Annotated in this window: 24 protein-coding genes and 2 tRNA genes; 23 read left to right on the forward strand and 3 right to left on the reverse strand. The window is 60.2% G+C overall.

Features of this window, described 5'->3' with window-relative positions; all coding sequences use genetic code 11:
• The first annotated feature begins 263 nt into the window (after positions 1-263).
• The 17 genes from aspS (at position 264) to nadA (ending at position 15366) form a co-directional block, all read left to right on the forward strand.
• Complete coding sequence (gene aspS / locus LLJ08_RS06620; protein WP_031298108.1) at positions 264-2039, forward strand: aspartate--tRNA ligase; 1776 nt, start codon at positions 264-266, stop codon at positions 2037-2039.
• A gap of 153 nt (positions 2040-2192) precedes the next feature.
• A complete protein-coding gene (locus LLJ08_RS06625) occupies positions 2193-2942 on the forward strand; it encodes a YebC/PmpR family DNA-binding transcriptional regulator (protein WP_090521351.1) in 750 nt (249 codons plus the stop codon).
• A gap of 167 nt (positions 2943-3109) precedes the next feature.
• The gene (gene ruvC / locus LLJ08_RS06630) at positions 3110-3634 is read left to right on the forward strand and encodes a crossover junction endodeoxyribonuclease RuvC (RefSeq protein ID WP_014821039.1); all 525 of its coding nucleotides are present in this window, start codon (positions 3110-3112) and stop codon (positions 3632-3634) included.
• A gap of 74 nt (positions 3635-3708) precedes the next feature.
• A complete protein-coding gene (ruvA, locus tag LLJ08_RS06635) occupies positions 3709-4314 on the forward strand; it encodes a Holliday junction branch migration protein RuvA (RefSeq protein ID WP_014821038.1) in 606 nt (201 codons plus the stop codon).
• Positions 4315-4317: 3 nt separating this feature from the next.
• Positions 4318-5370 (forward strand): Holliday junction branch migration DNA helicase RuvB, encoded by a 1053-nt coding sequence (ruvB, locus tag LLJ08_RS06640; protein ID WP_228208531.1) that lies wholly within the window; start codon positions 4318-4320, stop codon positions 5368-5370.
• Positions 5371-5421: 51 nt separating this feature from the next.
• A complete protein-coding gene (gene ybgC, locus LLJ08_RS06645) occupies positions 5422-5865 on the forward strand; it encodes a tol-pal system-associated acyl-CoA thioesterase (protein ID WP_014821037.1) in 444 nt (147 codons plus the stop codon).
• A gap of 2 nt (positions 5866-5867) precedes the next feature.
• Positions 5868-6560, forward strand: coding sequence for a protein TolQ (gene tolQ / locus LLJ08_RS06650; protein ID WP_014821036.1), 693 nt, complete (start codon positions 5868-5870; stop codon positions 6558-6560).
• Positions 6561-6571: 11 nt separating this feature from the next.
• On the forward strand, positions 6572-7012 hold the full coding sequence (gene tolR, locus LLJ08_RS06655) for a protein TolR (RefSeq protein ID WP_003300685.1): 441 nt from the start codon (positions 6572-6574) through the stop codon (positions 7010-7012).
• Positions 7012-8013, forward strand: a complete 1002-nt coding sequence (tolA, locus tag LLJ08_RS06660) for a cell envelope integrity protein TolA (RefSeq protein ID WP_046618787.1) — start codon at positions 7012-7014, stop codon at positions 8011-8013. Before tolR ends, tolA begins: the two co-directional genes overlap by 1 nt.
• Entirely contained in the window at positions 8010-9311 is a 1302-nt protein-coding gene (tolB, locus tag LLJ08_RS06665; protein ID WP_041014614.1) for a Tol-Pal system beta propeller repeat protein TolB, read from the forward strand. The genes tolA and tolB overlap by 4 nt, the downstream gene beginning before the upstream one ends.
• A gap of 47 nt (positions 9312-9358) precedes the next feature.
• The gene (gene pal / locus LLJ08_RS06670; RefSeq protein ID WP_003280313.1) at positions 9359-9862 is read left to right on the forward strand and encodes a peptidoglycan-associated lipoprotein Pal; all 504 of its coding nucleotides are present in this window, start codon (positions 9359-9361) and stop codon (positions 9860-9862) included.
• 6 nt (positions 9863-9868) lie between these two features.
• Positions 9869-10681, forward strand: a complete 813-nt coding sequence (gene ybgF / locus LLJ08_RS06675) for a tol-pal system protein YbgF (RefSeq protein ID WP_041014613.1) — start codon at positions 9869-9871, stop codon at positions 10679-10681.
• 120 nt (positions 10682-10801) lie between these two features.
• Entirely contained in the window at positions 10802-11443 is a 642-nt protein-coding gene (queE, locus tag LLJ08_RS06680; protein WP_023446256.1) for a 7-carboxy-7-deazaguanine synthase QueE, read from the forward strand.
• A 63-nt stretch (positions 11444-11506) separates the two neighbouring features.
• Entirely contained in the window at positions 11507-12181 is a 675-nt protein-coding gene (gene queC, locus LLJ08_RS06685; protein ID WP_045666365.1) for a 7-cyano-7-deazaguanine synthase QueC, read from the forward strand.
• A 108-nt stretch (positions 12182-12289) separates the two neighbouring features.
• Positions 12290-12365: transfer RNA gene (locus LLJ08_RS06690), tRNA-Lys, on the forward strand.
• 199 nt (positions 12366-12564) lie between these two features.
• Positions 12565-14061 carry an acetyl-CoA hydrolase/transferase family protein gene (locus LLJ08_RS06695; protein WP_014821030.1) on the forward strand — a complete coding sequence of 499 codons (1497 nt, stop codon included), beginning with the start codon at positions 12565-12567 and terminating at the stop codon, positions 14059-14061.
• Positions 14062-14307: 246 nt separating this feature from the next.
• The gene (gene nadA / locus LLJ08_RS06700) at positions 14308-15366 is read left to right on the forward strand and encodes a quinolinate synthase NadA (RefSeq protein WP_228208532.1); all 1059 of its coding nucleotides are present in this window, start codon (positions 14308-14310) and stop codon (positions 15364-15366) included.
• A gap of 40 nt (positions 15367-15406) precedes the next feature.
• On the opposite strand, the gene LLJ08_RS06705 is transcribed toward nadA, so the two are convergent.
• Positions 15407-16837 carry a M48 family metalloprotease gene (locus LLJ08_RS06705; RefSeq protein WP_101274777.1) on the reverse strand — a complete coding sequence of 477 codons (1431 nt, stop codon included), beginning with the start codon at positions 16835-16837 and terminating at the stop codon, positions 15407-15409.
• A gap of 110 nt (positions 16838-16947) precedes the next feature.
• Here LLJ08_RS06705 and LLJ08_RS06710 point away from each other — a divergent pair, with 110 nt between their 5' ends.
• On the forward strand, positions 16948-17199 hold the full coding sequence (locus LLJ08_RS06710) for a sulfurtransferase TusA family protein (RefSeq protein WP_014821027.1): 252 nt from the start codon (positions 16948-16950) through the stop codon (positions 17197-17199).
• 21 nt (positions 17200-17220) lie between these two features.
• Positions 17221-18294: an AI-2E family transporter gene (locus LLJ08_RS06715; protein ID WP_228208533.1), complete on the forward strand. Its 1074-nt coding sequence runs from the start codon at positions 17221-17223 to the stop codon at positions 18292-18294.
• A 33-nt stretch (positions 18295-18327) separates the two neighbouring features.
• On the opposite strand, the gene LLJ08_RS06720 is transcribed toward LLJ08_RS06715, so the two are convergent.
• On the reverse strand, positions 18328-18801 hold the full coding sequence (locus LLJ08_RS06720) for a peroxiredoxin (RefSeq protein ID WP_228208534.1): 474 nt from the start codon (positions 18799-18801) through the stop codon (positions 18328-18330).
• A 22-nt stretch (positions 18802-18823) separates the two neighbouring features.
• A complete protein-coding gene (locus LLJ08_RS06725) occupies positions 18824-19384 on the reverse strand; it encodes a glycine cleavage system transcriptional repressor (protein WP_041014606.1) in 561 nt (186 codons plus the stop codon).
• 227 nt (positions 19385-19611) lie between these two features.
• Between LLJ08_RS06725 and dapA the strand changes: the two genes are divergently transcribed.
• From dapA to LLJ08_RS06745, 4 genes are all read left to right on the forward strand, one after another.
• On the forward strand, positions 19612-20490 hold the full coding sequence (gene dapA / locus LLJ08_RS06730; RefSeq protein WP_014821023.1) for a 4-hydroxy-tetrahydrodipicolinate synthase: 879 nt from the start codon (positions 19612-19614) through the stop codon (positions 20488-20490).
• Positions 20491-20506: 16 nt separating this feature from the next.
• On the forward strand, positions 20507-21610 hold the full coding sequence (gene bamC / locus LLJ08_RS06735) for an outer membrane protein assembly factor BamC (RefSeq protein WP_090521330.1): 1104 nt from the start codon (positions 20507-20509) through the stop codon (positions 21608-21610).
• Between the two features lie 93 nt (positions 21611-21703).
• Complete coding sequence (locus LLJ08_RS06740) at positions 21704-22573, forward strand: phosphoribosylaminoimidazolesuccinocarboxamide synthase (protein ID WP_228208535.1); 870 nt, start codon at positions 21704-21706, stop codon at positions 22571-22573.
• A gap of 125 nt (positions 22574-22698) precedes the next feature.
• Positions 22699-22788 (forward strand) — tRNA-Ser (locus LLJ08_RS06745).
• Positions 22789-22838 lie beyond the last annotated feature (50 nt).

A 22838-nucleotide genomic window follows, 5' to 3' on the forward strand; every position in this document is an offset into this window, starting at 1 on the left:
GCTCACCATTGGAAGGCTCTGATCGATTCAGGGTTCCATCAATGGCCCGATTTCGAGTTGGCGAGGGCAACGGCTGCGCCGCGGTGATTATGTCGATATAATCCCGCGCTTGTGCCTGGCGGTCCCAGTGCGTGCTGCGGCGCCCGGCGTCAATGCGGTATCGCGTACGGTACATGCCGCTTGCGCAGAGCAGTCACGGTCTTGTCAGTCTGTCGCGGCTCTGGCGCCCCATCGAATTCAAGATACGAGAAGCGAACTTCACCATGATGCGCAGCCACTATTGCGGCCAATTGAACGAAAGCCTGGACGGCCAGGAAATCACTCTTTGCGGCTGGGTACATCGCCGTCGTGATCACGGCGGGGTGATCTTCCTCGATGTGCGTGATCGTGAGGGCCTGGCTCAGGTGGTCTTCGATCCGGATCGCGCCGAAACCTTTGCGACCGCCGACAAGGTGCGTAGCGAGTATGTAGTGAAGATCACCGGCAAGGTCCGCCTGCGCCCCGCTGGTGCGGTGAACCCGAATATGGCTTCCGGTGCCATCGAGGTGCTGGGCTACGAGCTGGAGGTGTTGAACGACGCCGAAACCCCGCCGTTCCCTCTCAACGAATACAGCGATGTGGGCGAGGAGACGCGACTGCGCTATCGCTTCATCGACCTTCGTCGCCCGGAAATGGCCGAGAAGCTCAAGCTGCGCTCGCGTATCACCGCGAGCATTCGTCGGTACCTGGATGACAACGGCTTTCTCGATGTGGAAACCCCGATCCTGGGGCGTCCTACACCTGAAGGCGCGCGTGACTATCTGGTGCCGAGCCGCACCCATGCCGGTAATTTCTTTGCCCTGCCGCAGTCGCCGCAGCTGTTCAAGCAGCTGCTGATGGTTGCCGGTTTCGACCGCTACTATCAGATCGCCAAGTGCTTCCGCGACGAAGACCTGCGCGCTGATCGCCAGCCCGAGTTCACCCAGATCGACATCGAGACCAGCTTCCTCGATGAGGCGGACATCATCGGTATCACCGAAGGCATGATCCGCAAGTTGTTCAAGGAAGTGCTGGATCTGGAGTTTGGCGAATTCCCGCATATGCCGTTCGAAGAGGCCATGCGCCGGTACGGCTCGGACAAGCCCGACCTGCGCATCCCGCTGGAGCTGGTGGATGTTGCCGATCAGCTCAACGCTGTCGAGTTCAAGGTGTTCTCCGGTCCGGCCAATGACCCGAAAGGCCGCGTTGCCGCGCTGCGCGTCCCAGGTGCGGCGAGTATGCCGCGCAGCCAGATCGACGATTACACCAAGTTCGTTGGCATCTATGGGGCCAAGGGTCTGGCCTATATCAAGGTCAATGAACGCGCCAAGGGCGTTGAAGGCCTGCAGTCACCGATCGTCAAGTTCATCCCGGAAGACAACCTCAATGTGATTCTCGATCGCGTCGGTGCGGTCGATGGCGACATCGTGTTCTTCGGTGCAGACAAGGCGAAGATCGTTTCCGAGGCCCTGGGTGCGCTGCGCATCAAGATCGGTCACGACCTCAAGCTGTTGACCTGCGACTGGGCGCCGCTATGGGTCGTCGACTTCCCGATGTTCGAAGAGAACGATGACGGTTCGCTGAGCGCCCTGCACCACCCGTTCACCGCGCCGAAGTGCTCGCCTCAGGAGCTCGAGGCCAATCCGGCTGCAGCGCTGTCGCGTGCCTACGACATGGTGCTCAACGGTACCGAGCTGGGTGGCGGTTCGATCCGTATCCATCGCAAGGAAATGCAGCAGACTGTGTTCCGCATTCTCGGCATCGATGAAGCCGAGCAAGAAGAGAAGTTTGGCTTCCTCCTCGATGCGTTGAAATTCGGCGCTCCGCCACATGGTGGCCTGGCCTTCGGTCTGGATCGCCTGGTGATGCTGATGACCGGTGCGCAGTCGATTCGTGAAGTGATTGCCTTCCCGAAAACCCAGAGTGCGGCGGACGTCATGACCCAGGCGCCGGGTGCGGTGGACAGCAAGGCGCTGCGCGACCTGCATATCCGTCTGCGCGAGCAACCGAAGGCGGAGTAAGCGCTACCCGAAGCCTGGTTCTGCCAGGCTTCTTCGTCTTGCGGCTCTGAGTGCGAGACATTACGGCGATAGCCGACCGCTGTCTTTATCGAGTGGTGACAGACGGATCCGGTTATCGAGATTTTCTGATTCAGTCGAAGAATGGAGTGAGTTATGGCTGGCCATTCCAAATGGGCCAATATCAAGCACCGCAAAGAGCGTCAGGACGCCAAGCGGGGCAAGATCTTCACCAAGCTGATCCGTGAGCTGACCGTGGCGGCCAAGCATGGCGGCGGTGTGCCGGCGGACAATCCGCGTCTGCGATTGGCCGTGGACAAGGCGCTGACAGCCAACATGTCGCGTGACGTCATCGATCGTGCCATCGCCCGGGGTGCAGGCTCCAGCGAAGCGGACAACATGACCGAGCTGAGCTATGAGGGTTACGCGCCAAGCGGGGTGGCGATCATCATCGAGGCCATGACCGACAACCGCAACCGTACCGCGGCCGAAGTGCGTCACGCCTTCAGCAAGAACGGTGGCAATCTCGGTACTGACGGCTCGGTCGCCTACATGTTTGATCGTAAAGGCCAGATCAGCTATGCGCCCGGCGTCGATGAAGACGCGCTGATGGAAGCGGCGCTGGAGGCGGGCGCCGACGACGTCGTCAGTCAGGAGGATGGGTCGGTCGAGGTCTATACCAGCTTCGCCGATTTCCTCTCGGTCAACGAAGCGCTGACAGAAGCCGGATTCCGCGGCGACGAAGCAGAAGTGGCGATGATTCCCTCCATTATGGCGCCCATCACCGACGTCGAGACGGCGCAGAAGGTTCTGCGTCTCATCGATGCGCTGGAAGATCTGGATGATGTGCAGAACGTCTACCACAACGCGGAAATCTCCGACGAGATCATGCAGCAGCTGGGCTGAATGTCGTGGTGTCCGCAGCCGGGAGCCGCATTGCTGGGCCCCCGGCTTTTTTATAGGCGCGCATCGCAGGCTACGTAGTGACTAGCTGGGCGCATATTGTTGTCGGTGGCGGAGACGGCAGCGCCTCCGTATACTCGCCACTGGATAAATAGACAGCACGGCACGGCATGACGCTGATTTTGGGTATCGATCCCGGCTCTCGAATCACCGGCTACGGCGTCGTACGGGACACCGGCCGCGGTTGTGAATACGTCGCCTCTGGTTGCATTCGTACCGGCACCGGCGAGCTGCCTGATCGCTTGCGTGCCGTTTTCAGTGGTGTGAGCGAGGTCATTCGGACCTATGGCCCGGTAACGATGGGCATCGAGCAAGTATTCATGGCGCGTAATGCCGATTCCGCACTCAAGCTCGGCCAGGCTCGGGGGGCAGCCATTGTTGCTGGCGCGGAAGCAGGTCTGCAGATCGCAGAGTACACCGCGACGCAGGTCAAACAGGCCATCGCCGGAACGGGCGGGGCTGATAAGCAGCAGGTGCAGATGATGGTCATGCACCTGCTCAAACTTCTGGAAAAACCCCAGATCGATGCTTCGGACGCGCTGGCCATTGCGTTATGTCATGCGCATCACCGGCAGAGCCTCATTCCGCACGGCCTGGCCGGCGCCAAGCGACGAGGCGGGCGGTTGCGTCTGTAGTCGGCGCAAACTCTCTTGGTTGAACGAATAATCGACTGGTCGTCAGCGGATGCGATGGCCATGGAGGAAACAGCTTGATCGGACGTTTGCGTGGCACGCTGGTGGAAAAGCAACCGCCACATCTGATTCTCGATGTCAACGGTATCGGCTATGAGGTCGAAGTGCCGATGACGACGCTGTATCGCCTGCCGGCGGTCGGCGAGCCGGTGACGCTGCATACGCACCTCGTCGTGCGTGAAGATGCACAACTTCTTTATGGCTTCGCCGAGAAGCGCGAGCGCGAGCTGTTCCGTGAGCTGATCCGTTTGAACGGTGTGGGACCGAAGCTGGCGTTGGCGTTGATGTCCGGACTGGAAGTCGATGAGCTGGTGCGTTGTGTGCAGGCGCAGGATACGTCGGTCCTGGTGCGCATCCCAGGCGTTGGCAAGAAGACCGCCGAGCGGCTTCTGGTGGAGTTGAAGGACCGCTTCAAGGCGTGGGAGAGCATGCCCGCCATCGCGACCTTCGTGGTTGAACCCGGGAGCAAAATGGCAGTCACAAGCGCCGAGAATGATGCGGTCAGCGCGTTGATCTCCCTGGGCTTCAAGCCACAGGAAGCCAGCCGTGCAGTGTCCGCCATACAGGAAGATGATTTGAGCAGTGAAGAAATGATCCGCCGCGCCCTCAAGGGCATGGTGTAAGCCATGATCGAAGCGGATCGTATCGTCACGGCAGGCAGTCGCGATCGCGACGAGCAACTGGATCGTGCCATTCGGCCACTCAAGCTGGCCGAGTACATCGGTCAGCCGGTCGTGCGCGAGCAGATGGATCTGTTCATCCGCGCCGCCAAGGGCCGTCAGGAAGCGCTCGATCACACGCTCATCTTCGGTCCGCCGGGGCTGGGCAAGACTACCTTGGCGAACATCATCGCCGAAGAGATGGGCGTGTCGATCAAGAGCACGTCGGGCCCGGTGCTTGAGCGACCGGGTGACCTGGCCGCATTGCTGACCAATCTGGAGGCGGGCGACGTTCTGTTCGTCGACGAGATCCATCGCCTTTCGCCCATTGTCGAGGAGATTCTGTATCCGGCGATGGAAGATTTCCAGCTGGATATCATGATCGGCGAGGGGCCTGCGGCTCGCTCGATCAAGCTGGATCTGCCGCCGTTCACCCTTGTGGGCGCCACCACGCGGGCCGGTATGCTGACCAATCCATTGCGAGACCGATTCGGTATCGTCCAGCGTCTGGAGTTCTATTCCACCGAGGACCTGGCGACCATCGTCAGCCGTTCCGCCGGTATCCTCGGTCTGCCGACCGAGCCGGAGGGTGCATTCGAGATTGCCCGTCGGGCGCGAGGGACGCCGCGTATCGCTAACCGCTTGCTACGCCGTGTGCGAGATTTCGCAGAAGTGCGGGGTCGTGGCGAGATCACCCGGCAGATTGCCGACCTTGCCTTGAACATGCTCGACGTCGATGAGCGAGGCTTCGATCATCAGGATCGCCGGCTGCTACTGACCCTGATCGAGAAGTTCGACGGCGGACCGGTGGGGATCGACAGCCTGGCCGCTGCGATCAGTGAAGAGCGGCACACCATCGAGGATGTGCTCGAGCCGTACCTCATTCAGCAGGGCTACATCATGCGCACGCCGCGCGGTCGGGTCGTGACGCGTCACGCCTATCTCCATTTCGGCCTCAACCTGCCCAAGCGCATGAGCGATGCTCCAACGCCGGATTTGTTCGATGGCGACATAGTTTGAAGAAAATATTGTTCTGTTACCCGATTGGCATTTACAGGGCCGAGCACTAGTATGCGCGCGCAAGCCGGAGCTGAAATCTTTACCCACCGCTGTCGAGTCTATTACGAGGACACCGACGCGGGCGGCATTGTCTACTACGTCAATTACCTCAAATTCATGGAGCGAGCTCGTACCGAGCGGTTGCGCACCCTGGGATTCGCCCAGTCGCAGCTGGCCGGTGAGGACTTGCTGTTCGTCGTGCATTCGGTCGAAGCCCGCTACCGAGCACCGGCTCGCCTGGACGATGAATTGCTGGTGACGGCCGAGGTGGTTGAGGTGAATCGCGCCAGTCTGCGGTTTCGCCAGCAGGTCCGGCGTGCACTGGATGATGTTCTGCTTTGTGAGGGGCAGGTGCTGGTTGCCTGCGTGCGTGCCGAAAGTTTGAAACCCCGAGCCATTCCCGAAGCGCTGCGTGTCGCCTTCGCTGGCTCGGGTCTATCCCCTGCAGGAGAGTAAGCGTGGAAGCCAACGTCGATCACATGTCCATGTGGAGCCTGATCAGCAACGCCAGCTTCGTGGTGCAGCTGGTCATGCTGATTCTGGTGGCCGCTTCGGTCGCATCATGGATTCTGATTTTTCAGCGCGGCAGTATGCTGCGTGCCGCGAAGCGAGCACTCGATACCTTTGAAGAGCGCTTCTGGTCCGGTATCGACCTGTCCAAGCTGTATCGCCAGGCAGGCAGCAACCCGGATCCGGATTCTGGCGTCGAGCAGATCTTTCGCGCCGGCTTCAAGGAATTTTCCCGTCTGCGTCAGCAGCAGGGTGTCGATCCCGATGCGGTGATGGATGGGGTCAATCGCGCCATGCGCGTGGCGATTTCCCGTGAAGAGGAAAAGCTCGAGCAGAGCTTGCCATTCCTGGCCACCGTTGGTTCCACCAGCCCTTACATCGGCCTGTTCGGTACCGTCTGGGGGATCATGAACTCCTTTCGCGGCCTGGCTCAGGTTCAGCAGGCAACTCTAGCGACTGTGGCGCCAGGCATCGCCGAAGCGCTGATCGCTACGGCGATCGGTTTGTTCGCCGCGATTCCTGCGGTGATCGCCTACAACCGTTTCGCCGCGCGGGGCGAGATGCTCATCGGTCGTTATTACACCTTTGCCGATGAGTTCCAGGCCATCCTCCACCGCAAAGTTCACACCACCGAAGACTGAGGCCCACGGCCATGGCCAGAATCCGCAACAGACGCAAGCCCGTCGCCGAGATGAACGTGGTGCCTTACATCGATGTGATGCTAGTGCTGCTGGTTATCTTCATGGTCACGGCGCCGATGCTCAATCAGGGCGTCAAGGTCGATCTGCCCAAGGTCAGCAGCGAAGCCTTGCCGCAGGATAACGACAAGCAGGTGCTGACCATTTCCATAAAGGCTGACAAAACCTATTACTGGAACGTCGGTAGCGAGGTCGATACCGACAGCAAGGGCAACGAGGCCGTCGCACTGGCAGACATGACGCAGGCTGTCGTTGCCATCATGCGCCAGCGTCCGGATACCCAGGTGTTCATCCGTGGCGATCGCGCGGTTGATTATGGTTCGGTGATGGAGGCCATGGGCGGTCTGCAGGAAGCCGGCGTGGGTAATGTCGGTCTGATCACCGAGGCGCCTTGATGCAGCAGCGTGAGTCATCGCCTTCGCAGAGCTACTTCTGGCCGACCGTGCTGGCGGTCGGTCTGCACGTCATTATTTTCGGCATGCTGTTCGTCAGCTTTTCGATGACGCCCGAGCTACCGCCGTCCAAGCCGATCGTGCAGGCCACCTTGTATCAACTGAAGTCGCAGAGCCAGGCGACTACCCAGACCAACCAGAAGATTGCCGGCGAAGCGAAGAAGACTGCTGCCAAGCAGTTCGAAAGCGAACAGATGGAACAGCGTAAGGTCGAGCAGCAGAAGCAGGCTGCTGCCACCCGCGCTGCGGAACAAAAGAAGGCGGAAGAGGCTCGAAAGGCGGATGCGGCGAAAGCCGCAGCCGATAAAGCGGCTGCGGCGAAAAAGGCCGAGGAGGCCAAGAAGGTCGAACAGCAGAAGCAGGCTGACATCGCCAAGAAAAAGACTGCTGAAGAATTGGCCAAGAAGAAGGCAGCAGAGGAGGCCAAGAAGAAGGCTGCCGAAGAAGCCAAGCGCAAGGCGGTGGAAGAAGCGAAGAAGAAAGCTGCCGCCGAAGCTGCCAAGAAAAAAGCTGCTGAAGATGCCAAGAAGAAGGCAGCGGCAGAGGCCGCGCGCAAAGCGGCAGAAGACAAGAAGGCGCAGGCGCTTGCCGAGCTGCTCTCTGACACTACCGAGCGCCAGCAAGCACTGGCTGATACCCATGGTGATCAGGTTGCCGGCAACTTCGATGATCTGATCCGGCTGCGTGCAGCAGAAGGCTGGACCCGACCGCCGTCGGCGCGCAATAACATGACCGTGCAGCTCCAGGTAAACATGCTTCCGGATGGCACCATCACCAACGTCAGCGTCTCCAGATCGAGCGGAGATGTGCCATTCGACAATTCTGCGGTTGCCGCAGTAAAGAACATCGGTCGGCTGACCGAAATGCAGGGCCTGAGCCCGCAGGACTTCCAGCCTTACCGGTCCTTCAAAATGACATTTACGCCTGAGGATCTTGCGTTGTGATCAACTCCCTTCGAGGTCTACTTGTCCTGCTCTGCTGCCTGGCGGGAATGGCGGTGGCGCAGGAAAAAAACATCGTCGTCACCAGTGGTGCCGACCGTGCGATCCCGATCGCTGTCGTTCCATTCGGTTGGCAGGGCGGCACCGTACTGCCTGAGGACATGGCGGAAATCGTCGGCAACGACCTGCGCAATTCCGGTATTTTCCAGCCCATTCCGCGGCAGAACATGATCAGCATGCCGACCCGCGGCAGCGAGATCATCTATCGCGACTGGAAGGCTCTGGGCGCCCAGTACGTGATGGTCGGCAATATCGAGCCGGCCGGTGGCCGCCTTCAGGTCCGTTACGAAGTGTTCAACGTAACGACCGAACAGCAGGTGATGACTGGAACCGTTGGTGGTTCCCCGGATCAGTTGCGCGACATGGCGCACCATGCGGCGGATCAGTCCTTCGAGAAACTCACCGGCATCAAGGGCGCGTTTTCCACGCGTCTGCTGTATGTGACGGTTGAGCGGCTGGGTGGCGCCAACACGCGCTACACGCTGCAGCGTTCGGATTATGATGGCGCTCGGGCGGTGACTCTGCTGCAATCGCGCGAGCCCATTCTCTCCCCGCGTTATTCACCGGACGGACGCCGTATTGCCTATGTGTCCTTCGAGCAGAAGCGTCCACGTATTTTCATTCAGCACATCGATACGGGTCGCCGCGAACAGGTCACCAACTTCGAAGGTTTGAACGGTGCGCCGGCATTCTCGCCAGATGGCAATCGCCTGGCGTTCGTACTGTCGAAAGATGGCAATCCGGAAATCTATGTGATGGACCTCGGCTCGCGGCAGTTGCAGCGCCTGACCAATCACTACGCGATCGATACCGAACCCTTCTGGGGTGCTGATGGTCAGACCATTTATTACACCTCTGACCGTGCTGGCAAGCCTCAGGTATACAAGCAGCGGTTGGGCAGCAATTCGGCTGAGCGTGTGACGTTCGTTGGCAACTACAACGCCAACCCGAAGCTGTCGGCCGACGAGAAGACGCTGGTCATGATCCATCGCCAGGACGGTTACACAAACTTCAAGGTTGCTGCGCAGGATCTGCAGCGTGGCAATCTGCGAATACTCTCGGATACCAGTCTGGATGAATCGCCCACTGTTGCGCCTAATGGCACCATGCTAATCTACGCCACCCGCCAGCAGGGCCGGGGAGTCTTGATGCTCGTGTCCATCAATGGACGCGTTAGGCTCCCGCTTCCTACAGCTCAAGGCGAAGTCCGAGAGCCGTCCTGGTCCCCTTACCTGAACTGATGCGGTATCAACGCTTTTAACCAAAACACACCTGGGGTTGTTACAAAATGGAAATGCTGAAATTCGGTAAGTTCACCGCTCTGGCTCTGGCCATGGCTGTTGCTGTCGGTTGTTCCTCCAAAGGCGGCGACGATTCGGGCGAAGGTTCGGGTGCGATCGATCCGAATGCTGGTTACGGTGCTGATTCCGGTTCCGTCGATAGCAGCATGAGCGAAGAAGCCGCTCTGCGCGCCATCACTACCTTCTACTTCGAGTACGACAGCTCCGACCTGAAGCCGGAAGCCATGCGCGCTCTGGACGTTCACGCCAAGGACCTGAAAGGCAACGGCGCTCGCGTCGTTCTGGAAGGCCACACTGACGAGCGTGGTACCCGTGAGTACAACATGGCTCTGGGCGAGCGTCGCTCCAAGGCCGTACAGCGTTACCTGGTACTGCAGGGCGTTTCCCCGGCTCAGCTGGAGCTGGTTTCCTACGGCGAAGAGCGTCCAGTTGCCATGGGTAACGACGAGCAGTCCTGGGCCCAGAACCGTCGCGTCGAACTGCGCAAGTAATTCGTCATGCGTAAGTACCGTCATGCTCTGACTCTTACAGTGCTCGCGCTGCCGCTGATGGCGGTGGCTCAAGTGCCGGTGGTGGATTACGAAGAAGGTGCCGCTAGCGGCAACTCGGGTTACTCCACCGCTGCGCCGAGCGGTGACGGTGCCTATGCCGGAGGTGGAGCCACCGCTCCATCTTCGGCACAGGGCATGCTCTTCATGCAGCTACAGCAGATGCAGGAAGAGATCGCGCAACTGCGCGGCATGCTTGAGGAGCAACAGAATCAGATCCAGCGCCTGCAACAAGAGGGGCTGGAACGCTATCAGGACCTGGATCGCCGTCTGTCCAGCGGATCCGCGGCAGGCAATCAGCCTGCTCCGTCCAGTAATACGGCGGCGTCAGCTGGAAGTTCGGCACCCGCCGCTGCCAGCCAGGGCCAGTCGCAAAGCGCATCGGGCGATCCTGCAAAGGAAAAGCTCTATTACGACGCTGCTTTCGACCTGATTAAGGCGAAGGATTTCGACAAGGCCAGCCAGGCTTTCGCGGCATTCCTGCGCAAGTACCCTGACAGTCAGTACGCTGGCAACGCCCAGTACTGGCTTGGCGAGGTCAACCTGGCAAAGGGCGACCTGCAAGGGGCCGGCCAGGCGTTCGCTCGAGTGAGCCAGGCGTATCCGCAGCACAATAAGGTGCCGGATTCCCTCTACAAGCTGGCAGATGTTGAGATCCGCCTGGGTAACCGGGACAAGGCGCAGGGCATTCTGCGTGAGGTCATTGCCCAGTATCCGAATACATCGGCTGCACAATTGGCTCAGCGTCAGCTCAATCGCTGAGGCACACTGGCGAGACCGAACGAAACCCGCCCATCGCGCGGGTTTTTTCGTTAGAATCGCCGCCCCTATTTCCCGCAACGGAGGCGGATGGCCTGTTTAGCCGTCACGCCCGTGGCTGATATGACCCTGCGAATTACCGAGATTTTCTACTCGCTGCAGGGGGAGACGCGGACCAGTGGATTGCCTACTGTGTTCGTCCGCCTGACCGGCTGTCCCCTGCGCTGTCAATATTGCGATACCGCCTACGCATTCAGCGGCGGAGAGTTGATGACGCTCGACGCGATCGTCGAGCGGGTTGCCTCCTACAATCCCCGTTACGTCTGCGTGACCGGAGGGGAGCCGCTGGCGCAGCCCAACTGCGTGCCTTTGCTGCAGCGATTGTGCGATGCGGGATATGAGGTTTCACTGGAGACCAGTGGTGCACTCGATATCTCCGTGGTGGATGAGCGTGTCAGTCGTGTAGTGGACCTGAAAACACCGGGTTCCGCCGAGGTCGCGCGTAACCGCTACGAGAACATCGCCTGCATAACGCGCAACGATCAGGTCAAGTTCGTCATCTGTTCCCGCGAGGATTATGACTGGGCTGTCAGCAAGCTGATCGAGTACGGGCTGGATCGACGTGCCGGAGAGGTGTTGTTCTCGCCGAGTCACGGCCAGGTCGATGTTCGTGCCCTCGCGGACTGGATCGTTGCCGACAATCTGCCGGTGCGCTTGCAGCTTCAGTTGCACAAGATTATCTGGAACGACGCGCCCGGCCACTGAGTCGCTGGCATTGGCGGCTCGTCCCTGGCTGGTCGTGCTCATCCGTTTTGAAGGTATCGCGAAATGAACGAGAAGAAAGCAGTCATCCTGCTGTCCGGCGGTCTTGATTCGGCTACGGTGGTCGCCATGGCCCGTGCTCAGGGCTACGCCTGCTACACCATGAGCTTTGACTACGGCCAGCGTCATCGCGCCGAACTGCAGGCGGCCGAACGTGTTGCTCAACAACTGGGAGTGGTCGAACACAAGGTGATCGGCCTGGACCTCAACGGCATCGGCGGCTCGGCATTGACCGACGACAGCATCGATGTGCCTGAGGTGCCTGGTGAGGGTATTCCGGTCACATACGTCCCGGCGCGCAATACGGTGTTTCTCTCGTTGGCCCTTGGCTGGGCTGAGGTGCTGGGTGCCCGTGACATCTTTATCGGCGTCAATGCGGTCGACTACTCGGGCTACCCGGATTGTCGGCCGGAGTTCGTTGCGGCATTCGAGCGAATGGCCAATCTGGCCACCAAGGCAGGCGTAGAAGGGCTGGGGTTTCGCATCCAGGCACCACTGCAGGAGATGAGCAAGGCGCGGATCGTGCAGGAGGGGACTCGTCTGGGCGTGGACTATGCGGCGACGGTTTCCTGCTATCAGGCCGACACGGATGGGCGTGCCTGTGGCAAGTGCGACAGCTGTCGATTGCGCGCCGCCGGTTTTGCCGAAGCGGGGCTGGCTGACCCCACTCGCTATTTCTGAGCGGCCTGCGCCAGTACTGGAGGGGTGCCGTCAAATGAAGGCGATCGCGAACTTTTTCAAAAAAAAGTTTGTTTTCATCAATCAAATCAGTATCATGCGCCCCGCATTGGGTCGTTAGCTCAGTTGGTAGAGCAGTTGGCTTTTAACCAATTGGTCGTAGGTTCGAATCCTACACGACCCACCATATCGCTCTCGAGGGAGCACAAAAAGCCGGAGACCGTCAGGGTTATCCGGCTTTTTTAATGGCCGCAATTTTGCGTTGCTGCAGGCTGCTACGTTCGGTCATAAGAAGCGTTTTTTTCTACGACCTTAGTAGGTGGCTCAAGCGTTTTTAAACGTAATAGACTGCGGCCCCTTCCGATTACCGTTGGTTCGAGGCTCAAATGTATTCTGATCGTATCCGCTTGTCCTCTCTGCAGAACAAGGTCATGAGTGCCCACGAGGCAGCTGCCCTTATTCGCGACGGCATGACCGTTGGCATGAGCGGCTTCACCCGTGCGGGCGAAGCCAAGGCCGTGCCCCTCGCGCTGATCGACCGTGCCAAGGACGAGAAGCTGCAGATCAGCCTGGTCACTGGCGCCAGCCTGGGTAACGATCTCGATGGCAAGATGGCTTCCGCGGGTCTACTGGCCCGTCGCATGCCGTTCCAGGCCGATCCGGTACTGCGCAAGGCGATTAACGCCGGTGAGGTCATGTTCATCGACCAGCACCTGTCGCATACCGTCGAGCAGATGCGCAATCATCAGATCAAGCGTCCCGACGTCACCATCGTCGAAGCGTTGTGCATCACCGAGCAGGGCCACATCGTACCGACCACTTCAGTAGGCAACTCGGCCAACCTGGCCATGTTCGCCGACCAGGTGATCATCGAGCTGAACCTGGCACACAACCTGAACCTGGAAGGTCTGCACGACATCTACTTCCCGGGTGAGCGCCCGAACCGCGGCCCGATCCCGCTGACCAAGGTCGATGATCGTCTCGGCGCGACTTCGATCCCGGTCGATCCGGCCAAGATTGCCGCCATCGTCATCACCAATCAGCCGGATTCCTACTCCACGGTCACTCCGCCGGACGAAGAAACCCAGGCCATCGCCAATCATCTGGTCGAGTTCTTCAAGAGCGAAGTCGAAGCTGGCCGTATGGCGAAGAACCTTGGCCCGATGCAGGTCGGTATCGGCAACATCGCCAACGCGGTAATGTGCGGTCTGATCGATTCGCCGTTCGAAGATCTGGTGATGTACTCCGAAGTACTGCAGGACTGCACCTTCGAGCTGATCGATGCGGGCAAGATGACCTTTGCTTCCGGTTGCTCCATCACCCTGTCCGAGCGTTGCAATGATCGCGTGTTCGGCAACCTGGAGAAGTACAAGGACAAGCTGATCCTGCGTCCTCAGGAAATCTCCAACCATCCTGAGCTTGTGCGCCGTCTTGGCATCATCGGTATCAACACCGCGCTCGAGTTCGACATCTATGGCAACGTCAACTCCACTCACGTGGGCGGCACCAAGATGATGAACGGCATTGGCGGTTCGGGCGATTTCGCGCGTAACGCTCACATGGCCATCTTCGTGACCAAGTCGATCGCCAAGGGGGGCAACATCTCCAGCGTCGTGCCGATGGTTGCTCACGTTGACCACACCGAGCATGACGTCGAGATTCTGGTTACCGAGCAAGGCCTGGCTGACCTGCGTGGCCTCGCTCCGCGCGAGCGCGCCCGCGCCATCATCGACAACTGCGTGCACCCGTCCTACCGCGATGCGCTGAACAAGTACTTCGACGACGCCTGCAAGAAGGGCGGCCAGACGCCGCACCTGCTGGGTGAAGCGATGCAGTGGCACATCAACCTGGAGGAACGTGGACACATGCTCAAGGGCGAGTGATCCAGAAGAAAAGAACCGCCGGCTGATGCCGGCGGTTTTCGTTTGGCGGGGTGCAATGCCCGGCTTTTCACGCGTTTTTACCGTGCTTTCCCTTTTGTAGAGGCTTCGGCTAGTATTCCTGCCCCGTTGAAAGGCAGGAGGCGTGTCTGAATCCTGCGCGCCTCGTCTCTACCGACAAGCCCGAATTCCCGGCCTTGGCCGTTATACTCGGCGCTTCGTGCAATCCCGTGCTGGCAGGACCCGTCCATGACGCAGATACCCGAACGCATTCTCGTGCAGGCTCACCTGGCAGCCAAGCAGCCCAAGCCGCTTACGCCTGAGCAGGAAGCGCGGCTGCGCAGTGAGATAGCCGCCGAGTTGAAGCGCCAGAATGCGGTGCTGGTGGCGCATTACTACACCGATCCGGTGATCCAGGCATTGGCCGAGGAAACCGGCGGCTGCGTCTCGGACTCCCTGGAAATGGCGCGCTTCGGCAACGAGCACCCGGCCCAGACTGTGCTGGTAGCCGGCGTCAAGTTCATGGGCGAAACGGCGAAGATACTCAATCCTGAGAAGCGCGTGCTCATGCCCACGCTCGAGGCGACCTGTTCCCTTGATCTGGGCTGCCCTGTCGAAGAGTTTTCAGCGTTCTGCGATCAGCATCCGGAGCGCACCGTGGTCGTCTATGCCAACACTTCGGCGGCGGTAAAGGCACGGGCTGACTGGGTGGTGACATCCAGTTGTGCGCTGGAAATCGTCGAAAGCCTGATGGATAACGGCGAAAAGATCATCTGGGCGCCGGACAAGCATCTGGGCAACTACGTACAGCGCGAGACCGGTGCCGACATCCTGCTCTGGGATGGCGCCTGTATCGTCCACGAAGAGTTCAAGGCCAAGCAATTGGCTGACGTGAAGGCTCTTTACCCGGATGCCGCGATTCTGGTGCATCCGGAGTCCCCGCAGGCGGTGGTCGAACTCGCCGATGCGGTAGGTTCGACCAGTCAGCTGATCAAGGCTGCGCAGACCTTGCCGCAGCAGACGCTGATCGTTGCGACGGATCGGGGCATCTTTTACAAGATGCAGCAGTTGTGCCCTGAAAAAACGTTCATCGAAGCGCCGACCGCCGGCCAGGGTGCAGCCTGCCGAAGCTGTGCGCATTGCCCCTGGATGGCGATGAACACGCTGGAGCGGACCCTGGAATGCCTGCGCGCTGGCAGCAATGAAATCTTCGTCGATCCGGCGATCATTCCGCGTGCGGTCAAGCCCCTCAAGCGGATGCTCGATTTCACCCAGGCCGCGCGGCTGAAACAGGCCGGCAACGCCTGAGCCTTTGCATCGGCGCTGAACGTTCAGTGCCGTTTTCAACTCAGCGCAGCATTTCCTCGACCATTCGCTTTTCTTCGATCAGCTGTTTCTGGCGCGCGTCGATCCGTGATGCGATCTGGAAGTTGCTGGCACGGCGCTTGGCGAGGTCGAGCTGCTCGATGCCCTGGTCATAGTCGCCTACCAGGGCGAAGTACTCCGCGCGTGCTTGATGCAGGCCAACGATGTTGCCGCTGAGCCCGCGCACTTCGGCGACCTGATACCAGATATCGGGATCCTGGCGGCGCTGCTCCACCAGCTTGTCCAGCTCGCGCTCGGCTTGCTGTGTCTCGCCCTTCTCCATCAGAAGGTCAATGTGCATCTGGCGCACCGGGTAGTTGCCCGGATATAGCTGCAGCAACCGCTGTAAACGGGTCTGCGCCTGTTGCAGGCGGTTGGCGGTGATGTCGAGTTCGATCTGCGCGAGGTTGTAGGTGATGTCGTCCGGTGCCTTGGTTAGCAGCGGAGCAAGGCTGCTGTTCGCTTCGTCGAGTTGCCCAGCTTTGACTTGCGCGAGCGCAAGGCCATAGCGTGCGGCATCCATCTCTGGATTTTCGCTGAGCATCGCGCGGAATCGCTTGGCCTCGACGCCCGGTGTTCTTTCGAACTTCAATTGCGTTCGAGCGCGCATCAGCTGGTAGCGCAGGCTGTCCTGTGCTCCACCCTGTGGATACTGTTCCGCTCGGTTTGTGGTATCGGCGATGCGTGATTCACTGACCGGGTGCGTCAGCAGGAATTCCGGTGGCTTCTGATCGTAACGATACTGGCGCATGAGGCGACCGAACATTGAGGGCATCGCACGCGGGTCGTAACCGGCCCGCTCGAGGTTGACGATGCCGATGCGGTCGGCCTCCTGTTCGTTCTGCCGGGAAAAGCGGCGCTGGGCCTGGATGGCAGCGGCCTGGGTAGACACGATGGCGGCGATGCCGGCATCACCTGCGCCGGCTGCGGCTGCGACGACGCCGGCCAGCATGGCGGCCATCAGAGGCAGTTGCATGCGCTGTTGCGCTTCCAGTCCGCGGGCGAAATGGCGCTGGGAAAGGTGCGCCAGTTCGTGAGCCATCACCGAGGCATATTCGGCTTCGGTCTGGGCATAAATGAACAGGCCCCCGTTGACACCAATGATCCCGCCTGGAGCTGCGAAGGCATTCAGCTGCGGGCTGTCCAGCAGGACGAATTCAAGGCGACGATCCTGCAGCTGACTGGTCTCGGCCAGGCGATAGACACTGCTTTCTACATAGTCCTTGAGCTGTGGGTCCGAGAGCTGGCTTACCTGCCCGCGCAGCAGGCTGAGCCATGCCCGGCCGAGCTGGTGCTCCTGTTCAGGTGAAACGATGGAGGAGCTGGCATCGCCGAGCGAAGGCAGGTCGTTGGCCAATGCTGGCAGTGCACTCAGGCAGGCGAGCGTGAGCAGGGCGGGGCGCAGCAATTTCATCCAGACAGGCTCGTTGAGTTGAGAGCGGCTACTGTAGCCTTGACCTTGGCCGGCTGGCCAGAGGCCCGCTGTGCTAGGTATGCTGCGAGGCTTTTCTGTGGAGGCGAACCATGACCGAAGCGCGACCGCAATCGCTTGAATGCGATGCCGAACTGGATGCTGTTGGGCTCGACTGCCCGATGCCTCTGCTCAAGGCCAAGCTGGAGCTGAACCGGATGTCCAGCGGTGCAGTGCTCAAGGTCATTGCCAGCGATCCGGGTTCGCAAAGGGACTTCCGCAGCTTCGCCAAACTGGCCGGTCATGCATTGCTGCATGAAGAGGTCGAAGGTGGTCTTTATCGCTACTGGCTGCGCAAGGCCTGACGATTCGCTTCGAGGAATGAAATGCTCAAGGTATTACGCGGCTGGATGCAGCGTTACTTCTCCCATGAGGAGGCAGTGGTTCTTGCGGTCTTATTGTTTCTGGCTTTCGCCGCTGTCCTGATTTTTGGTCGGATGCTGGCGCCGGTACTGGCGGGATTGGTGCTGGCGTTCCTGATGCAGGGGTTGGTGGGGGCGCTGGAACGGCTGCGAGTGCCGCATCTGCTCGCGGTGTGGCTGGTATTTCTGATGTTCATCGGTGTGATGGTGGTCTGCACGCTGTTCATCGTGCCCTTGCTCTGGCAGCAGGTTCTGACCCTGTTCAATGAGCTGCCGCGCATGCTGGTCGAGTGGCAGTCGTTGCTGCTATTGCTGCCGGAGCGCTACCCGCAGCTGGTGACCGAGGAGCAGGTGCTGCGCGGCATCGACTTTATTCGAAGCGAAATCGGCCGTTATGGCCAATTGGTGCTGACATCGTCGCTGTCCAGCCTGCCGCTGCTGATCGGACTGATGATCTATCTGGTCCTGGTGCCGATCCTGGTGTTCTTTTTCCTCAAGGACCGGCAGCAGATCAGCGACTGGATCAAGAGCTATCTGCCGCGCGAGCGCGGGCTGATTACTCAGGTCTCGCAGGAAATGAATCTGCAGATCGCCAACTATATCCGTGGCAAGGCGATCGAGATCCTGATCTGTGCCGTGGTGTCGTATGCAGTCTTCGCCGCGCTGGGGCTTAACTATGCCGCGCTGATGGCGATGCTGGTCGGCGTCTCGGTCGTGGTGCCCTATATCGGCGCGACGGTCGTGACCATTCCGATCGCGCTGATCGGAATATTCCAGTGGGGGCTGGGCGACCAGTTCTTCTACCTGATGGTGGCTTACGCGATCATCCAGACGCTGGATGGCAACGTGCTGGTACCCCTGCTGTTCTCCGAGGCGGTGAATCTGCACCCGGTGGCGATCATCTGCGCGGTATTGCTGTTTGGAGGGTTGTGGGGCTTCTGGGGCGTGTTCTTTGCCATTCCGTTGGCGACCTTGTTCAAGGCCGTTCTCAATGCGTGGCCAGGCGAGCCGGCGGGTTTGGTCGAAGCGGCTGAATGACGCGGGAAGGGCTGGCGCTGTGGCCAGCCTTTTTCATTCGGCGTTCAGTGCTTGCGCGGCTTGCAGGACCGCCTCTACGTGGCCTGGCACCTTGACCGTACGCCACTCCTGCCGCAACACGCCGTTGCGGTCGATGAGAAAGGTGCTGCGATCCACGCCGAGGTATTCCTTGCCGTAGAGCTTTTTCAGTTTGATCACGTCGAACAGCTGGCAGAGCTGCTCTTCTTTGTCACTGATCAGCTCGAACGGGAAGCCCTGCTTGGCGCGAAAGTTCTCATGGGTCTTCAGGCTGTCACGGGAAACGCCGAATACCAGGGTGTTCGCCGCCATAAAAGCCTGGTGGTGATCGCGAAAGCCCTGGCCTTCGGTTGTACAGCCGGGTGTGTTGTCCTTCGGGTAGAAGTACAACACGACCTGCTTGCCTGTCAGCGACTCGAGTTCGATCAGCTGACCACTGGTGGCCTGAGCCTGAAAGGGCGGGACGGGGCGGTCGATTTCAACGGCCATTGTGGGCTCCTGGTTACTGATCTCAAGGGTTCTGCGGACGCCAGGGCTCGATCAGTGCGTCGAGGTTCAGTGCGTCGGCGAAATCGAGGAACTGGTCGCGCAGCCAGCTGATCTGCGTACCCGCCGGGAGCGTGACGGTCAGTGTGGCGTTGAGCATGGTTCCGCCGGTCTGTGGGGCCTGGTAGGTGTCGCAGGTCAGGCTCTCCAGTTCGACGCGATGGTCGATGAAGAACTGGCACAGCTCATTGAGGATGTCGGGACGAAAGGCGGCGCTCACATAAGCGACGTAGGGCAGTGCCTGCGGGCGGTTTTCCAGCGCCTCGCTACGCACCACGTTGGCGGTGAAGGCGTGCTTCTTCGCAAGCCCCGGCAGGGTCGTTTCCATCCGGGCCAATGCGTCCCAGCTGCCAGTGACTTCCAGAACCAGTGCACTGCATTCGCCGTGGCGGGTCAGCCGCGTGCTGACAACCGCGCAGCGATTCTCGTTGGCGGCCCGGCAGAGCACGTTGGTCAGCTCCATCGGGTTGGCGCCGAGCGCGCTGATGACGAGAAATTGTTCGCGGGGTAGAGGGGGGGTGGACATGCAGCATTCCTGGCGGTGGTGAATCGGTCGGCCAGCCAAGCCGAAAACGGCTAAGGGTAGCGAAAACCGAGGGCAGAGGGAATGCGCACTGCCAAATGGCCCCCGTGGCGAGGGCTCGGCGCCTGGTCCCCATCGGCTTTGTGCAGCGTGCTTCAGGCTACTCGCAAAGCGCTGGGGAGCCTTGTACCATTACGCCTCTTTTTTATTATTCCGGCAGGAGTGGTTGCATGATTGCGGGCAGTATGGTGGCGCTGGTCACGCCCATGGATGCGCAGGGCGGTCTGGACTGGGACAGCCTGAGCAAACTGGTGGACTTCCACTTGCAGGAAGGCACCAATGCAATCGTTGCTGTCGGGACTACCGGTGAGTCGGCCACGCTTAGCGTCGCCGAGCACATCGAAGTGATCCGGCGCGTCGTCGACCAGGTCAATGGCCGGATTCCGGTCATCGCCGGTACGGGCGCCAACTCCACCAGCGAAGCCGTCGAGCTGACCGAGAACGCCAAGTCCGCAGGCGCCGATGCCTGCCTGCTGGTGACCCCGTACTACAACAAGCCGACCCAGGAAGGCCTCTACCTGCACTTCAAACACATCGCCGAGGCCGTGGCGATTCCGCAGATTCTCTACAACGTGCCCGGTCGTACCGTTTGCGACATGCTGCCAGATACCGTCGAGCGGTTGTCCAAGATATCCAACATCATCGGGATCAAGGAGGCCACGGGCGACCTCAAGCGCGGCCAGGAAGTGCTGGATCGCGTCAGCAAGGATTTCCTCGTGTACTCCGGTGATGACCCCACTGCCGTCGAGCTGATGCTGATGGGCGGCAAGGGCAATATCTCCGTGACCGCAAACGTGGCGCCACGCGCCATGAGTGATCTCTGCGCCGCTGCGATGGCCGGTGATGCCACCACTGCTCGGGCAATCAACGAGCGTTTGATGCCGCTGCATCGCGCTCTGTTCCTGGAAGCCAACCCGATCCCAGTCAAGTGGGCACTGCACGAGATGGGCCTGATGGGTAATGGCATCCGTCTGCCGCTGACCTGGCTGAGTCAGAGCTTCCAGGAACCGCTACGCCAGGCAATGCGCCAAACCGGCGTACTGGCTTAATAACAAAGGAATACGCATGAAGCGACTGGCCGGACTTTCGACCCTTGCCCTGATGATCTCTGCAACCAGTGGCTGCGGCTGGCTGTGGGGCGATGATGGATATTTCCGTGACCGCGGTAGTGACTACCTTTCGGCGCGTCAGACCGCACCGATGCAGGTTGCAGTCGATGGCGAGACCCGCCCGCTCGACCCGCTGCTGCCGATTCCGCAGCAGGTTGCTGACAGCACTGGCGTTCCTGGCAAGTACGAAGTGCCGCGCCCCCAGCGTTTGCAAGTGGCGGCAGAGCTCAGTGATTTCAGCGTGCAGTCGTCCGAGGATTCTCGCTGGCTTGTGGCACAGTACACACCGTCACAGGTCTGGACCGCCGCGCGGCAGTTCTTCACCGACAACGGCTTCAGCATTGCTGAAGAGCGCCGCCAGACCGGCGAGTTCACCACGGCCTGGCAAGGCGCCGCGGGGCTGAACGACGCGTTGGTACGCAATCTGGGCATTCAGGATGGCGAAACGCGGGTACGTGTTCGCGTCGAGCCGGGTGTACAGCGCAATACCAGCGAGATCTTCGTGGTCAGCGTCAAGCGTCCAGCCGGCAGCACCGCCGACGTGGCCTGGCCGGAGATTTCCAGCAACAAGGAACTCGATCGGGTACTGCTCGACGAGTTGCAAGCCAGCCTTACCCAGAGCGCCAAGCAAGGCGGCTCGGTGTCGCTGCTGGCAGAGCGTGATTTCGATGCGCCGAGTCGGGTGAATCTGACCGAGGACGGCAGCGGCAATCCTCTGCTGCAGCTGGATAGCGATTTCGATCGCGCCTGGTCCAGTATCGGTCGAGCCCTTCAGGCGGCGGACGTACGCGTGGACGATCTGGACCGCAGCCTTGGCGTGTATTACGTGAATCTGAGCGAGCGTGCCGACGATCCGGATGACAAGCCCGGCTTCTTCAGCCGTCTGTTCGGTGGTGCACCGGACAAGGACGAGATCGAGGCGCGGGCTGAGCGTTATCAGGTACGTCTGACTCGTGTCGGCAATGGCGTTCAGGTCTCGCTCGACAAGAGCGTCGACACCGTCGCACCGGCCGATGTCGCACGCCGGGTGCTCAGTCTGCTCAAGGACAACCTGGGCTAAGCGAGAGCTGCCCTTGCAACACGACACGGATAGGCGAAACCCTCGGTTTCGCCTGTTTCGTTTCTGCCGACCTGCCAACCGCGGAAGTTTCGTATGACCACTCCCACCGCCCTCAGCCTGAAGAAGATCTATTCGGGCAAGGTTCGTGATCTCTACGAGATCGACGACAAACGCATGCTCATGGTCGCCACCGATCGTCTATCGGCGTTCGACGTGATTCTCGCCGAACCGATTCCGGAGAAAGGCAAGATACTCACCGCGATCTCCAACTTCTGGTTCGACAAGCTCAACGGCCTGATCCCCAACCACTTCACCGGTGACAAGGTCGAAGACGTTGTGCCGGCAGCCGAGTTGCCGCTGGTAGAAGGCCGTGCCGTGGTCGCCAAGCGTCTAAAGCCGGTAGCAGTGGAGGCGATTGTGCGTGGCTACATCGTCGGCTCCGGCTGGAAGGAATACCAAAAGAGCGGGACGGTTTGCGGCATTCAGCTGCCAGCCGGCTTGAAAGAAGCTGCCAAGCTGCCGCAGCCAATCTTCACACCTTCGACCAAGGCGGCAGTGGGCGATCACGACGAGAACATTTCGTTCGAGCAGTGCGAGGCTATCATCGGCAAGGAGCTTGCTGCCCAGGTGCGCGACGTATCCATCGCGCTCTATAGCGCGGCAGTCGAGTACGCAGCCACGCGCGGCATCATCATCGCCGACACCAAGTTCGAGTTCGGGCTCGACGAAGACGGCACGCTGACCCTGATGGACGAAGTGCTCACACCCGACTCGAGCCGCTTCTGGCCAGCCGATAGCTACGAGGAAGGCAAGAACCCGCCGAGCTTCGACAAGCAGTTCGTCCGTGACTGGCTCGAATCCACCGGCTGGAACAAGCAGCCGCCGGCTCCAGCTGTTCCGGCCGACGTTGCGCAGCGAACTGCCGACAAGTACCGCGAGGCGCTGACCCGTCTGACGGCCTGACCGAACTGCATGACCAGGCTCGCCCTGCGTCCGCTCATGGTGGGACGCAAGAGACTGAAAACGGTAAAAAATCTATGCAGTTGGGGTTCGACAAACCTGCTCCAGCTGCTATGATGCGCGCCGCTGGAGAGATGCCGGAGTGGCCGAACGGGACGGATTCGAAATCCGTTGTACCCTCGCGGGTACCTAGGGTTCAAATCCCTATCTCTCCGCCATTACATATAGCCTAAGCCCCTGAACTCGACAGAGTCCGGGGGTTTTTGCT

Source organism: Stutzerimonas chloritidismutans, assembly GCF_020783375.1.
In the GTDB taxonomy this organism is placed as follows: Bacteria; Pseudomonadota; Gammaproteobacteria; order Pseudomonadales; family Pseudomonadaceae; genus Stutzerimonas; species Stutzerimonas kunmingensis.

Bases quoted from the DNA above. Each gene is read 5' to 3' on its own strand.
- aspS (WP_031298108.1), top strand. From the start codon at position 264: ATGATGCGCAGCCACTATTGCGGCCAATTGAACGAAAGCCTGGACGGC.
- LLJ08_RS06625 (WP_090521351.1), top strand. From the start codon at position 2,193: ATGGCTGGCCATTCCAAATGGGCCAATATCAAGCACCGCAAAGAGCGT.
- ruvC (WP_014821039.1), top strand. From the start codon at position 3,110: ATGACGCTGATTTTGGGTATCGATCCCGGCTCTCGAATCACCGGCTAC.
- ruvB (WP_228208531.1), top strand. From the start codon at position 4,318: ATGATCGAAGCGGATCGTATCGTCACGGCAGGCAGTCGCGATCGCGAC.
- ybgC (WP_014821037.1), top strand. From the start codon at position 5,422: ATGCGCGCGCAAGCCGGAGCTGAAATCTTTACCCACCGCTGTCGAGTC.
- tolR (WP_003300685.1), top strand. From the start codon at position 6,572: ATGGCCAGAATCCGCAACAGACGCAAGCCCGTCGCCGAGATGAACGTG.
- tolA (WP_046618787.1), top strand. From the start codon at position 7,012: ATGCAGCAGCGTGAGTCATCGCCTTCGCAGAGCTACTTCTGGCCGACC.
- pal (WP_003280313.1), top strand. From the start codon at position 9,359: ATGGAAATGCTGAAATTCGGTAAGTTCACCGCTCTGGCTCTGGCCATG.
- ybgF (WP_041014613.1), top strand. From the start codon at position 9,869: ATGCGTAAGTACCGTCATGCTCTGACTCTTACAGTGCTCGCGCTGCCG.
- queE (WP_023446256.1), top strand. From the start codon at position 10,802: ATGACCCTGCGAATTACCGAGATTTTCTACTCGCTGCAGGGGGAGACG.
- queC (WP_045666365.1), top strand. From the start codon at position 11,507: ATGAACGAGAAGAAAGCAGTCATCCTGCTGTCCGGCGGTCTTGATTCG.
- LLJ08_RS06695 (WP_014821030.1), top strand. From the start codon at position 12,565: ATGTATTCTGATCGTATCCGCTTGTCCTCTCTGCAGAACAAGGTCATG.
- nadA (WP_228208532.1), top strand. From the start codon at position 14,308: ATGACGCAGATACCCGAACGCATTCTCGTGCAGGCTCACCTGGCAGCC.
- LLJ08_RS06705 (WP_101274777.1), bottom strand. From the start codon at position 16,837: ATGAAATTGCTGCGCCCCGCCCTGCTCACGCTCGCCTGCCTGAGTGCA.
- LLJ08_RS06710 (WP_014821027.1), top strand. From the start codon at position 16,948: ATGACCGAAGCGCGACCGCAATCGCTTGAATGCGATGCCGAACTGGAT.
- LLJ08_RS06715 (WP_228208533.1), top strand. From the start codon at position 17,221: ATGCTCAAGGTATTACGCGGCTGGATGCAGCGTTACTTCTCCCATGAG.
- LLJ08_RS06720 (WP_228208534.1), bottom strand. From the start codon at position 18,801: ATGGCCGTTGAAATCGACCGCCCCGTCCCGCCCTTTCAGGCTCAGGCC.
- LLJ08_RS06725 (WP_041014606.1), bottom strand. From the start codon at position 19,384: ATGTCCACCCCCCCTCTACCCCGCGAACAATTTCTCGTCATCAGCGCG.
- dapA (WP_014821023.1), top strand. From the start codon at position 19,612: ATGATTGCGGGCAGTATGGTGGCGCTGGTCACGCCCATGGATGCGCAG.
- bamC (WP_090521330.1), top strand. From the start codon at position 20,507: ATGAAGCGACTGGCCGGACTTTCGACCCTTGCCCTGATGATCTCTGCA.
- LLJ08_RS06740 (WP_228208535.1), top strand. From the start codon at position 21,704: ATGACCACTCCCACCGCCCTCAGCCTGAAGAAGATCTATTCGGGCAAG.